The organism is Crateriforma spongiae (assembly GCF_012290005.1).
Classification (GTDB): domain Bacteria; phylum Planctomycetota; class Planctomycetia; order Pirellulales; family Pirellulaceae; genus Crateriforma; species Crateriforma spongiae.
The window spans coordinates 179,749-193,837 of record NZ_JAAXMS010000001.1 but is presented as its reverse complement, the minus strand read 5'-3'; the positions used below and the strand labels follow the sequence as shown (position 1 = coordinate 193,837).

9 protein-coding genes are annotated in these 14,089 nt (G+C 55.2%); 2 read left to right on the top strand and 7 right to left on the bottom strand.

The window, feature by feature from the left end; genetic code table 11:
• The first annotated feature begins 75 nt into the window (after positions 1 to 75).
• Positions 76 to 1,692, top strand: a complete 1,617-nt coding sequence (locus HFP54_RS00730; RefSeq protein WP_168563713.1) for a sodium:solute symporter family protein — start codon at positions 76 to 78, stop codon at positions 1,690 to 1,692.
• A complete protein-coding gene (locus tag HFP54_RS00725; RefSeq protein ID WP_168563712.1) occupies positions 1,679 to 2,590 on the top strand; it encodes a dihydrodipicolinate synthase family protein in 912 nt (303 codons plus the stop codon). The genes HFP54_RS00730 and HFP54_RS00725 overlap by 14 nt, the downstream gene beginning before the upstream one ends.
• Positions 2,591 to 2,711: 121 nt before the next feature.
• On the opposite strand, the gene HFP54_RS00720 is transcribed toward HFP54_RS00725, so the two are convergent.
• From HFP54_RS00720 to HFP54_RS00690, 7 genes are all read right to left on the bottom strand, one after another.
• Positions 2,712 to 4,355: an alginate export family protein gene (locus tag HFP54_RS00720; RefSeq protein ID WP_235951164.1), complete on the bottom strand. Its 1,644-nt coding sequence runs from the start codon at positions 4,353 to 4,355 to the stop codon at positions 2,712 to 2,714.
• 330 nt (positions 4,356 to 4,685) lie between these two features.
• Positions 4,686 to 6,299 carry a sulfite reductase subunit alpha gene (locus tag HFP54_RS00715; protein ID WP_168563711.1) on the bottom strand — a complete coding sequence of 538 codons (1,614 nt, stop codon included), beginning with the start codon at positions 6,297 to 6,299 and terminating at the stop codon, positions 4,686 to 4,688.
• Between the two features lie 59 nt (positions 6,300 to 6,358).
• Entirely contained in the window at positions 6,359 to 8,179 is a 1,821-nt protein-coding gene (locus HFP54_RS00710; RefSeq protein WP_168563710.1) for a NirA family protein, read from the bottom strand.
• Between the two features lie 6 nt (positions 8,180 to 8,185).
• Positions 8,186 to 10,453, bottom strand: coding sequence for a molybdopterin oxidoreductase family protein (locus HFP54_RS00705; protein WP_168563709.1), 2,268 nt, complete (start codon positions 10,451 to 10,453; stop codon positions 8,186 to 8,188).
• Positions 10,454 to 10,465: 12 nt separating this feature from the next.
• On the bottom strand, positions 10,466 to 12,274 hold the full coding sequence (locus tag HFP54_RS00700) for a DmsC/YnfH family molybdoenzyme membrane anchor subunit (protein ID WP_168563708.1): 1,809 nt from the start codon (positions 12,272 to 12,274) through the stop codon (positions 10,466 to 10,468).
• Positions 12,275 to 12,288: 14 nt separating this feature from the next.
• Positions 12,289 to 13,182: a GAF domain-containing protein gene (locus tag HFP54_RS00695; RefSeq protein ID WP_168563707.1), complete on the bottom strand. Its 894-nt coding sequence runs from the start codon at positions 13,180 to 13,182 to the stop codon at positions 12,289 to 12,291.
• 43 nt (positions 13,183 to 13,225) lie between these two features.
• Complete coding sequence (locus tag HFP54_RS00690; RefSeq protein WP_168563706.1) at positions 13,226 to 14,077, bottom strand: ABC transporter ATP-binding protein; 852 nt, start codon at positions 14,075 to 14,077, stop codon at positions 13,226 to 13,228.
• Between the last annotated feature and the right edge of the window lie 12 nt (positions 14,078 to 14,089).

Here is a 14,089-nt window from a genome sequence, read left to right as displayed (position 1 = left end):
ACTTTCGGCGCGACATCGCCCACACCTTCCCGAACGCTTTCGCCATCCTCCCGCCGGCAAGGAGACCATCTATCGATGCATACCCCATCGTTTCATCCCGCCGACTGGGTCGTACTGTGCCTGTACTTCGTGGCGACCATGGGCATCGGAGCATTCTTTTACCGAAAGACACGAAACACCGAAGGCTTCACTGCGGCCAATCACGCTCTGCCGGGTTGGGTTTGTGGATTGTCGATCTTTGCAACGTTCCTTAGCAGCATCAGCTACTTGGCACTTCCGGGAAAATCGTTTGCCGGAAATTGGAACCCGTTTGTCTTTTCGCTTTCCATCCCGCTGGTCACATGGATCGCCGTCCGTTGGTTCCTTCCTTACTACCGAAACTCGGGACAAGTTTCAGCGTACGCGGCACTGGAAACTCGTTTTGGCGTATGGGCACGTGTCTATGCCAGCGTGTTTTACTTGTTGACACAAATCGCCCGTATTGCGGTGGTGCTATACCTGATGGCCTTGCCCATGCAGGTTTTGTTCGGATGGGACATACAAGTGGTGCTTGTGGTCACGGGGATCTGCGTGACCTTCTATGCCTTCGTCGGCGGGATCTTGGCGGTGATTTGGACTGATGCGATCCAAGCCATTGTCTTGATGGCCGGCGCTGTTCTTTGCTTGGGACTGATGCTAGCGAACGTCCCCGGCGGATTGCCTGCGGTCATCGAAGTTGCCAACAGCGGAGACAAGTTTTCGCTGGGGGATTTCGGATGGTCCACGACCAAACCAACGTTCTGGGTGGTGCTGGTATATGGAATCGTCATCAACCTTCAAAACTTTGGGATCGACCAGAGCTATGTCCAGCGATACGTCGCATCGAGTTCAGACCGCGAAGCCAAGAAGAGTCTTTGGCTTGGCGGACTGCTGTACGTTCCGGTCAGCGCGCTGTTCTTTCTGATCGGGACCACCCTTTTCGTCTACTACGGGGCCGACCGGCCCCAGGGTTCCGAGCGCATTGCGGCGGTGGAGAACATCGTTGCCAGACAACGAGCTCTTCAATCCGGCCTGGACGAGGGGACGCCAGAATTTGACGCATTCCAGTCTGAAACGGCGGTCGACTTGGACCTTGCCGACATCGGAGACCGTGTTTTCCCGCACTTCATCGGAACGTCTTTACCACCGGGAATGACAGGACTGTTAATCGCGGCGGTTTTTGCCGCGGCGATGAGCACGGTGTCGACCAGCTTGAATTCATCGGCCACGCTGATCATGAGCGATTTTTACCGACGCTTTGTTTCGCCCTGGGCATCGGAGCAACAACAAATGCGAGTCCTTTATGCCGGGACGATTCTGTGGGGTATCCTGGGCACGCTTCTTTCACTAGTACTCGTCAGACTGACGCAGAGCGCATTAGACATGTGGTGGACATTGTCGGGCATTTTTGGCGGCGGCATGTGCGGTCTGTTTCTGCTTGGCATGATCAGCCGACGTGTCCAGAACACTGCGGCGGTCGCCGGCGTTGTAGCCGGAGTGTCCGTAATACTGTGGCTTTCGATCCCACAGTTGACCGCAGCCCCATCTGCGGCCGATACAGACGACCGACTGCATGCATTCCTGATCCCCGTGATTGGCACGACCACCATCATTCTTGTCGGCTTTGCGGTCGGCATCTTCTTCAAAGGCACCCCCAGAAATGAAGCGACTTGAGGGTATTATCCCACCCCTGGTGACACCGTTGCTTGATCGCGACTCCCTGGACCGCGATGGGCTTGATCGCTTGGTCGAACATGTGATCGCGGGGGGAGTCAGCGGGATCTTTCTACTTGGAACCACGGGTGAAGCCCCGAACCTTAGTTACCGACTGCGTCGTGAACTGATCGACCTTGTCTGTCGTCAGGTCAACGGACGCGTTCCGGTCTTGGTTGGGATCAGTGATACCGCGTTTATCGAAAGCGTTTCGCTGGCCAACAGCGCCGCCGAATCGGGTGCCGACGCACTTGTGCTGACGACGCCCTACTATTTTCCGGTTGGACAAACAGAATTGCTGGGCTATATCCGTCGACTGACGCCACAGCTTCCATTGCCATTGATGCTGTACAACATGCCGGCACTGACAAAGCTTCAGTTCGAAACGGAAACGCTTCGGCAATTGGCAGAGGTCGATCAGATCATCGGCGTCAAAGACAGCAGTGGTGATATGGATTATTTCGCCGACTTGTTGACCCTGCGCAATGATCGCCCGGATTGGTCATTCTTTCTGGGCCCCGAACACCTGTTGATCCCGGGCGTCCAGATGGGAGCTGACGGTGGAGTCAACGGCGGGGCAAACATCTTCCCACAGATCTTCACCCAGGCATTTCAAGCCGCTCGCGATGGCGATGAAGCCGCATGCGTCCGTTTCCAATGTTCGATTGATGATCTGCAACAGATCTACGAAATCGGCAAATACGCATCGCGTCATATCAAGGCAACCAAGAGCGCGTTGTCCATTCTGGAGATCTGCAGTGACTTCATGGCCGAACCGTTCCATCATTTCAAATCGCCCGAACGTCAGAAAGTGTCGACCATCCTTGCAAAGCTAGACGCACTCAGTCGACACACGTAGGTCGGAAACGAAACGACGGGCGAAAGTCTCGTGAACTTCCACCCGTCTCGTTTCGATTTTTCAGTCAAGCATCACGGCAAATGCCGTCGCCCGATTCGTAACCCCAAGCCATCACCGCCGATTAATAGCGGGTTTGGAATTGGGCGTAAAAGAAGTCCGCATCGGCATCGTCCGCGACGCCGGCGGGCAAGCCCATCGTCGTGTCGTAGTAGTCACCAGCGGAGAAGTGCGAGTACCCGACCAAAATATTGTTGCGTGGATTCAGGTTGATATTGAATAGCACGTCAATTTCATGCCCAAGCTCTCGATCGCCCGCGGGAGACGTTGTGTTATACGGCGTCATGACAACACTATACGGCGTCGTGGCTTCGGCCAACGCAAAGTAGTGATACCAAAGGATCAACGAGACCTTGTCGCTTAGCGGCGTCAATGAAAACACGTTCAAGTCGTGCAAGTTTCGACGCCCGAACAGATCCATGAAACCGTTGTACTTGTGGGCCAACGGGAACAGATGGTTGTACCCGTCGTCACCAGGTGCAGCGTTGGCAAAGTCATCATCACCACTGGCGTAGTCGTAATACAACCAAACCGTGGGACTCCATAAAGCCGTGTTCACCTTGCGCCCCAAGCCGGCGGTGACGAAAGCGGCGGAGTGATCCGATCCGTTGCTGTTTTCACCGAATTGGTACGCACTTTCGAAGTCATACAGAATTCCGCCATCGGAACTACCACTGCTGCGACCACCGATGGTGTGGAACGAAAAATTCGCAGTGTCGTTGTCGTAGCCTAGGTAGTAACCTTCCAACTGCCCCAATGCGGTGTTCTTCTGGGTACCGTAGACACCATAAAACTGCTGGTTGTTGTCCCCTTCATCACCATCACGCGGATCGACAGGCACGAACTCCGTCCAGAATCCGTCCAATGACGTATCATCGTTCTGGTACAGCAAACGAACACCTTCGAACGTTCGCCGCGTGTTGGCCCAATCCAAAGGCGATACTGTTCGCTGGGCACCGTACAACAACTCTTGACGCCCCAAACGAGCCGTCAATTTGCCAGCGTTTCCGCTAAGCAGATTGACATCCACGAACAGATTCAAGAAGTCCATGTTGTTGACTTCGATGGGACGAGCGTTGAATTGTTCGCCCATCGATTCCGCATGTAGGCCCTCGGCGTAGAACCGGACCATGTCGTTTAGCTTCCAGTCCGCATACAACCTTTGACGGAACAACCAAAAGTTGTCGTCACGGCCTGTAATTCCAACGCCACGGTGGTTCCGCTCATTGTGATAGCGAAATCGTGTTTCGCCACCCAAGCTTAACGTGCCCAGCGGCGTCGACATCCCCTTCAAACAATCACCGCAGAATGACGGACCGTCATAGCAGGGATCGTTCAAATAGTCGAATTTGTTGGCATAGAAGACACCGGCGAATGCCGATTTCATCGCCTTTGTGGCAGCTTCTTTCTTCTCTTTGGTGCAACATGTCGTCTGGCAGCAGTTGCACGTCGCTGCGGGTGCACATTCGTGAAACCCGACTTGGGCGTTGTACGCCTGCTCAGACTCCAGCGCCTCGAAATCCACCATCGGCTGAATCGAATCGCCGGAAATTTCTTCGCCCGTCGTTTGGACGGTGACCGACTGCAACTCGCCCTCAGCCGCCAAATAGTCATTCGCGTTGGCACCGGCGGCCATTAGCACCGCGGCCAATGGAGTGGCGATCCACCGCGAGCCCCAAAGCATCCGTAAAATTTTTGATCTATGCATTGCTTCATGCACTCTTGCAAGAGGTAATGGGTCGTTCCAACACGGAACAGCGGGCACTGCTACCTCTTCATCGGTGCATTGAAACAACCGAACAGGGCGCCGTTCGACAGCCACCCGATCTTTCCCGCCTGGCGCACAAAACCCTTCCGTGTCCACATGGATCTATCGACCAGTTGCCAGGGCACGGACCTAGGATTACGGGAAGGAAATTTCATTACATGCCGGCCGAAATGGCCCAATCCCACCAGATCTGCTGCAATCGTTAAAGTCTGACAGGCCAATCGACATCAATGCGACATCCGAACACACACTGTCGGGTGGGCTTTTCCGCTAGTAGACATCGCGGTGGTATCGTCCGTCAGCAATCATCTGGTCGACAAACTTGTCTGCAGCTTCGGGCGACATCTGGCCTTCGTCCGCAATGATCTTACGCAGCGTTTGGTCAACGTCTTTGGCCATTCGTGATGCGTCACCGCAGATGTAAAAACAGGCCCCGCGCTGCAACCATTGGTACAGCTCCGACGCGTTCTGTGTCATCCGATCTTGCACATACAATTTCTGTTCGGAATCACGACTGAATGCGGTGTCCAAACGGGTCAGCACACCATCATCCTTGTACCGTTGAAGGTCATCGCGATACAGAAAGTCGCTTGACTCGTGTTGGTCACCGAAGAACAACCAGTTCTCACCCGTTGCCTTGGTGGCGGCACGCTCCTGCAGGAACGCAATGAACGGAGCAATCCCGGTCCCCGGGCCGACCATGATCATGGGACATGCGGGGTCCGAGGGAACCGTAAAACCGGCGTGGTTCGGCTGCACAAAAACACGTACGGAATCGCCCTGTGGAATTCGATCAGCCAGCATCGTGCTGGCAACGCCTTTCCGGGTGCGACCGGTACGATCGTAAGTCACTTTGCCGACGGTCAAATGCACTTGGTCGCCGACCGCTTTCATACTGCTGGCGATCGAATAAAGGCGTGGGTTCAGCGGTTCCAAACGTTCGATGAATTCACCGGAGGTAACACGCACGTCTTTCGCTATCTCCAACGCGTCCAGAACATCAAACCCGTCGGGAACACCGTCACGGATCAGCTGATTCAGTTGATCGCGAACCGAATCATCGACGACGCGACCGGCTAGCAACTCCAGCAATTCGTCACTGGGATCTTTCAAGCAACAGTCTTCGCAAAGCGATTGCGCAAATGGTTTCATTCCACCAAGCGGAGATTCCACCGAAACGTTCGGATCGGCGGCAAGAGTCCGTACTATCTGTTCGACCAAGTCACCGCAATTCGTCGGATAGACCCCCAATGCGTCACCGACGTTGTATTTCATCCCGGACCCCACCAAATCAATGACGACATGCCGAGTGTCTTTGGCGGAACCTTCCAAATTCAGACACCGCGATTCCAACAATTTCGCGGTGTACGGGTTCTTCCGACTGTACCCGGATTCGCCGTTCTTCGATGCAGCACTCCCGTTTGACTTCGCGCTGCCATTTCCCGACGGTGCCCCATTGGTCTCTGCGGGCGCATCGGCCAACAACTTCTTGATCATCTGTTTGGTTTCTTTGCCGCCGGGACTGCAGAGCGACAGATTTGATTCGTCGCCCGATGCAATTGCCTCGGCATAAGATTCACACACATAGCCACACGACCCACAATCCAATTGCGCCATCGCGGCCATCAGCTTTCGCTTCAATGGGCGATCCGCCGCCATGTCCATTCGGTCGACGATCGGAAGCGAAGGATCATGCCAGGGACAATCGTCATCCTGTTCCTCCACAGTTGAAGCCGTGATTGCGGCTTGATCGACACCGGAAAGCACGGCTTGACCGACCGCTCCGGCATCCCCCTGAATCCCCGTCAGTCCCGCGAAGAATCCATTCAACCAAGCACGCTGTTCTTCGTTAAAGGGTGCCGAATCAGGAATAAAGCTGGACATCGTTTGTATTGAATCTCGAGTAGAAGAATCTGAAATAGGAAATGCTAGAACAACAGCAGTTAGTTGACGGCCACGGCCATTCCTTTCAATTCATCATCCGTTTGGCGGGCGGCAAATTGATCAAACGACTCGCCCTGGCTTCGTCTTTCCATGTATGCGGCGATCACCGCGGTGACAACAGCCGGAACGTTTTCAAAAGGGACGAATTCATAGATTTGCCTTCCGATCTTTTGCCGACTTCCCCAACCTCCGCCGATAACGATGTGATAGCCATCGACCATGTCATCACCTTTCTCAACCTTGCATGCAATCAATCCGATATCACCGATGTAATGCTGTGCACAACTGTGGTGACAACCAGTCAGATGGATATTGATCGGAACATCCAAGTCAAATTGCGACTCCAGATGTGTCGCCAACTCCATAGCGTTGGCCTTGGTGTCGGCGCCGGCAAACTTACAGCCCGCCGACCCTGTGCACGCAACTAATCCTGCTCGGACCGAACTGGCCTGCCACTCCAAACCGCAATCGCGGATCCCCTGCAAGACTGCCGGAAGATCAGCATCGTCGATGTTCGGCAGAATCAGGTTTTGCCAAACCGTCAATCGGATCTCTCCATTCCCGTAGCGGTCCGCCAACCGGGCAAGAACCCTCGCTTGTTCACTGGTCATTCGCCCCACGGGAAAGACGACGCCGACATAGCTTTTGCCGACTTGCCGTTGCGGGTGGACCCCCACATGCGCAAAGCGATCTTCATGGTCCACCGCCTCGACGCGGTCGTCGTCGACTCGCCGAAGTTTTTGGCCCCATTCGGCTTCAACCTCTTCCAAGAACTTGTCAAAACCCCAGTCATCCAATAGGTATTTCAAGCGTGCCTTCTTGCGGTCGGTTCGATCACCGTTCTTGACGAAGACACGGACAATCGCACCGGCAACGGCCATGGTTTCATCACCCGTCAACAAGACCCCGGTGTCCCGTGCAAAATCGCGGTGCCCCGTGATACCGCCCAAGGTCAGTTGAAAATAGACACCCGCGGGCAGATCGGGCCCCTCGCTGGACTCCGGCACACGAACGGCGCGAAACCCAATGTCGTTGGTGTCGTCCAACGATGCGATGCGTCCGCCGCCATCAAAAGCGATATTGAATTTCCGGGGAAGACCATACATCTCGCGATGATTCAAAATGTAGTGGTGCATTCGGCGAGCAAAAGGAATCGTCTCCACCAATTCGTCTGGGTCGATTCCCGAAAGACAACTGGCCGTACAATTGCGAATGTTGTCCCCCCCGCTGCCTAGACTGACCAAATCCAGTTCGCGAACGCCGTACAAGACGCTGCGGGCTTGGTCAGCAGGGATCTCTCGCAGTTGCAGATTCGCGCGAGTTGTGATGTCCAAATAGCCGCCTGCAGATCGGTCCGCCAAATCAGCTAGACCGGTCAATTGCCACCCGCGAAGCATGCCTCCGGGAATTCGCAAACGCATCATGTATGCGTCTTGCGCAGGTGTCACGTAGAACATGCCGTGGAATTTGTGGAGAAACACATCGGTTCCTTTCGGAAACTCTCCCGCGTCGCTGCGTGCGATGATTTCGTCCCACATATCCAACGGGTTCTTGTCCCGCTTCGCCTGTTCTTCTTTTGCCAACTTCTGCCCCGCAGCGGTGAAGCGATCCTGGGCCTCCAACGCCAACTGATCGGGTCCAGCAACCAGAGGCTGCCCATCAACTGACGCTCCGCCAGATCCGATACGGATTGCCGAAGCCGTCGCGCCACTTCCGGAGACCACAGGTAAACCGTTGACGGCACGCGCGACGTCGCTGCCCATCGTAAAGCCGGCAAGGTACTGTTTTTGTTCTTCCGTAAAACCGTTCATGTTTGACATCGCGTCTTAGTCTTTCAAAGGTTCCAAATCGACGGCACAATCCTTATAGCTAGGTTGGCGACTATGCGGATCGAAATGCGAAAGCGTCAGCACATTGGCTTCTTCATAGTGCATCGGCATGAATAGCTGCCCGGCGGCAACGGAGGTCGTCACGGCGGATCGCACAGTGACTTCCCCACGTCGTGAACGAACACTGACAAGCCCACCATTGGTGATCATCAATCGGGCCGCATCGCTCGGGTTGATTTCGATGTAGGGCTGGTTGGGATAAAGCTTCCGCAGAACCGGACTTTTGTCGGTGCGGGTTTGTGTATGCCACTGACTGACCGAACCACGCCCGGTCAACAACCAAAATGGATAGTCGTCGCAGGGCGTTTCGGGCGTTGGAGTGATTTGGTCGACGATCAGTTTGGCACGACCATCTTCGGTACAAAAAACACCGTCGGCAAAAAGTCGCCGCTCTTGCTCGGGCGCACCGCGTTGGGCATCCTCGGTTGACCAAGGCCACTGGATTCCGCCGCATTGATCCAGTTGTTCAAACCCCTCGATGCCGGTGATATCGCAAGGTCGGCCCGCACTGAGTCGTTTCATTATCTGGAAGACGCTTTCAGGATCGGTCCAACCGCGAAACATGTCGCCGCATCCCCAAGCGTGGGCAATCGCGCGAAAGATTTGGAAATCCGCCAACGCCAGTCCCGGCGCTCGCTTCACTTTCTTGATGCGCCCGTACCGCCGTTCGCTGTTTATAAACGTCCCATCCTTCTCGCCCCAACCTGCCGCGGGAAGCACCAAATCAGCATGTGCCACCGTGTCGGTGTTGCGATACATGTCCTGAACGACAAAAAAATCCAACTGCCCCAACAATTCGCGCAGCTCGTTTCTTTGAATCCAACTGTGGGCCGGATTGGTCGCAATCACCCACAGCCCACGGATTTCGCCGTTTCTAATTCCATCGATGATTCGGTCGTACGCCCAGCTTCCTTCCGTTGGGATACGGGCGACATCAATCCCAAGGATGTCGGCGACGTCCACTCGATCTTGTTCGCATTCAAACTTGCGATGCCCCAACAAATTGGTCGTGTTACTCCACAACCGTGACCCCATCGCATTACATTGCCCCGTGATGCTGTTGGGACCTGTCCCAGGTCGTCCAATATTTCCAGTCAACAGTGCGATGTTAATGATGGCCTGTGCCGTTCGCACGCCCTCATAACTCTGATTGACCCCCATCGTCCACCACAACGACACCGCGCCGGATCGACCGATGGTGCGTGCAGCTTCTCGAATGCGTTCGGCGTCCAGCCCTGATTCTTCGGCAACCGATTCCACCGAGAAGTCCCGAACACAACGCACCAGATCGTCATACCCGCTGGTGTGCGCGTTGACGAATTCATGATCAACGAAACCTTCGACAATCAAAACATTCGTGATCGCATAAAGAACTTTCAAATCACACTTTGGACGAAGCTGCAGGTGCTGCGTGGCTGCATTCGCGGTTTCGGTGCGTCGCGGGTCCAACACGATGATGTCGGGCTGATTGGGATTGCGAAGCACGCGTTCCCACATGATCGGGTGACCGATGCACGGGTTGGCCCCGACGAATACCAGGCAATCACTCTGTTCGAAATCGGCGTAAGTGAAAGGCGGGGCATCAAAACCGAACGATTCTTTGTACGCGGTGACTGCAGTCGCCATGCATTGACGCGTGTTTCCGTCACCATGCCGCATCCCCATTCCGAATTTGGCCAACGCCCCCAGGAATGCCATTTCTTCACAGGCGATCTGGCCCGTCGATAGAAACGCGACGGATTCAGGCCCATGGTTCTGCTGAACCTTCCGAAATCCATCACAAAATTTCTGAAGTGCGTCACTCCAATCGGTTTCCACCAACTCCCCGGACGGATCACGCATCAATGGATGTGTGGCCCGGTGTTCCGAATCCAATACCCGCAGTGCCTCCCATCCTTTCGGACATGCCATTCCCATGTTGACCGGATAGTTGGTTTCGGGAGTCAAGCCGACCGCTTCCCCGTCGCGAAGATGCAATCGCAAACCACATCCGGTCGCACAGTAACCACACGTGGCGGTTGTGGTTGTGTCTGCAAGCAATGAATCCGGTGTCATTCCCAGACCATGCTTGCCCGGTTGCAACAGCAGTTCCCGGGTCATCGTCCCGGTTCGAGCTTGCAAAAACTGAGGCAACTGGAATCGGAAACCCTCGTCCGATCCCTTGGTTAGATCCGCCGAAACGGAATCCGGTGGCACTAGACTCATCGAATCGCTCCGTTACCTATGAATCCCCGGCATCCGATCATGGACGACGGCCATGAAATACAGCAATCTTTCAACCATGTCGCCGCCTGCCGCCGCTACTAAAGCAGTTCCCAATGCCATCCCGACCAGCGGTGTGGGTGCATCAGCAGTGACAATCACGATCGTCGCGACCAACAGCGATGCCGCTGAGATACCGAACGCCAAAATTCGTGCCCCCCGTAGCTTGGAAAGCGAGCGGATGGTCAATCGTCGTGAACGCAGGTCGATCGCATCATCGGTACTTCGTGACGGCGCCAATTGAACACGCCACTCGTATACAAACTTTGCGGTCACCAGCCCCAGCGCAGCGATGGATCCTAGCATCAACGCCAAAGATGATGCCTCGACATCCGCGTCATTCCGGACAAGCTGCATCAATGCGGCAACCGCCAAGGTCCCAATCAATCCCACGACGATAAAGGTGCCGGCGAAGCGAACCATCGTTCGGTCAAATCGCCACCAAATCCGGCCCGTTGCGATGTAAATCATCGCGCTGCAATACAGCCCAACAACGCCCAATGGCAAACTTGCCCACAGAAGCGCCGAACCGGCCCACGTTGGAATGTAATTTTCGATGGATTCGTTAATACTCTCGGGCAACCAGGCCTGGATCGACGGCAAGCTTATCAACAGACACGCCAACGCGAGTGCCCCGACGAATTTCCCCAACACCACGGCCTCACGAGAAAGCCAACTGGTTCGCAATCCCAAAAAGACTCTCCACGCGCGAAGTGGTTGCCCCAAATGCAGCGGAGCCAAGTTCAATCCGATCCCACTGACCAGCAAGGCAACCAAAGCCAAAACCGGCGTTGCACCACCTGAAATATCATTGCCGGCAACGAGACTAATCAGGGCACTAACCCGGTCCCACAACACCATCCCGACACCGATCTGTGTTGCAACCAGCAGTGCCGCTAGCGGCCAGTGGCTTTCGGACACTTCATCGATGCCCAAATCCATCGCCGCGGCACCATTCCATTCCGCTTGACTGACATACCGCGTCGTGGGAAGGGTCAGTGACGACGATGGAGCGCCTGCAACCATCGTTCGCGAACCAGCCGCCTTTCGGTCGGCTTCGGTAAGGCTGCGATCGACCAGACGTATCTCGATCGCTTCGTTGGGGCAAGACTGCACACATGCAGGCGCTTCGCCCACCGCCAACCGGTTGTAACACATGTCACATTTACGAACGATTCCCAAACGCTTGCTGTATTTGGGAACTTCGTATGGACACATCATCGTGCAGTACTTGCAACCGATGCACTGATCGTCCAAGTGACGAACAATCCCTGTTACGGGATCTTTGTCATAGGCTTTGACAGGACAACCGTTCAAACACCCGGGATCTTCGCAATGATGGCACGCGGTCGTGACGTGACGTACACCAATGGCGATCGGCAAACCGTCGGTCGCCGCACCGGACGCCGGTGCCGATTCGGCTGCAATCACACCACCCACCGATCGCCAAGTCTCATCTTCCTCAAGACCGTTCAATGTGTGGCAGGCGACAACGCACGCTTTACAACCGCTGCAGGCGTCTAAGTCCACCTCGAAAGCGAACTGCTGCTCAGGCGTGGGCGACGACGCAGGTAGCAATGACCGATAGTACTTTGCTTGATCTGGAGCACGGTCGGCGGGCAATTCACAGTGCCCACTTTCTTTTTGGCGTGCAAACAGTTCGACCGCAGACAACTGCTGTTGCTCCTCCAACAACAGATCAACCAAATCAAACGTTGATTCGCCGGCTGTTTCTGATTCAGTCGTGACGTCTGTCGCGTGCATAGTGGACGGCAACCTTAAAACATCAAGACGATAAAGCTGTGAAGTGCTTGTCCGTCGAACCGAGGGATCGCGATTGCAGAATCCGGTAGCCCTTCACTAGCCCCCACATCACGCCCTGGATAAATCACTCCAGCATCCAGGCTCGAAACCGCCGCCTTCGCATCGGACAACAATTTGGGCCATCCTTCATCAGTCGCGATACGTACGGGAGGGTTCAACCGCATGGAATCGGGAAAGTCAGCGTATGCACCACCTAGTAAGTCAAATCCGTCGGACGCCGCTTGCCATACTTCGACACCACGAAAGATCGGCGACCGATGGGAACTGATCAACACGACACTGGATACAAAGTCTTGATCCACCACCGGGATGCCGACCGCGGTTTGAAGCAGGTCGGCCGATGCACCAGCGGCCCGCAGGAACCCCGGGTGATTCCCCAGATCGTCGTGGATGACCGCAGTCAGTTTTTCCCAAACCTGACCGGGCAAACCGGTACCGCGTTCGAAACGAACGAATGAACTGACGTTCTCAAATCGCTCCATTTTTCCGTAGTAACCGCCGGACAGCGCCACTTCTTCGTACGGCCCCACAGGTTCCCAAACTTCAAACACACCGACGGGCTCGGGAACCTCCGAATCCGCGGGCATCTGATCGCGGGACATCAACATCACCAGTGACGTGATGCGTTGTTCCACAAAAACGGGGATGAAGACCGCTGACGCGACAGCGTCGGGCAAGTCCGAAGACTGTTTGACCACCAGAGCATTGCGATCGGCAATGCACTTGGCGGCGGCAGCATCTAGTTTCAGGTCGCCAAAGGTACAAACACCCTCAGCCGAGACGTTGGCCACCACTGCGTCGGTTAGAAAGCTGTGCGGCGGCAACGACAAGGTTGCGACTTGGTTCATCGAGTGTCTCCCCCATTTCTTTCGCGACTGACGAATCGGTGAATCATCCCACCGACGCCATCTGTTGTTCTTCCGACGCTTTGGCCTGCTCTCGCTTGGCAGCATCGGCCACCAGTTTCTTATGATCCTGTTCTTCCAAGAATCCGATCATGTCGCCGCGCAAGTCGTAGTAATCAGGATGCTCCAGCACCTCCGTTCGCACCCGAGGACGATCAAAGGGAACTTCAAAGATCTTACCGACGCGTGCCCGCGGCCCGTTGGTCATCATCACCACGCGATCACTCATGAATAGTGCCTCGTCGACGTCATGCGTGATCATCATCGTGGTCACCTGATCCTTGACCAAGATCTCCAATAAGATTTCTTGCAACTCCATCCGCGTCAGCGAATCCAGCATGCCAAATGGTTCGTCCAACAACAGCATCTTTGGACGGAGCGCAAACGCTCGTGCGATCCCGACCCGCTGTTGCATGCCCTGGCTTAGATCCGCCGCGCGACTGTGCAACGAGCTTCCCAGGCCGACCAGAGACAGGTAGTACGCAGCGATGTCATGACGCTCACTCTTTTTCGCATGGGGATAGACCTGATCCACTCCCAAAAGAACGTTATCAATCGCGGTCATCCACGGCATCAAGCAAGGTGATTGAAACACCACCCCACGGTCGGGACCAGGGCCATCGATCTCACGATTGGCGATCACCACACCACCGGTGGTGATCGAGTTCAACCCTGCCACCATCGTCAAAACGGTGCTCTTCCCGCATCCACTGTGCCCCAAGACACAAACGTATTCGCCCTGAGCCATCTTCAGGTTGAATTGCTCGACGATGACTGCCGGCCCATTGGGAGTATCATATGTTTTTCCGAGATTGAAAATCTCTACAAATTCCTTCATCGGTAGCCGCCT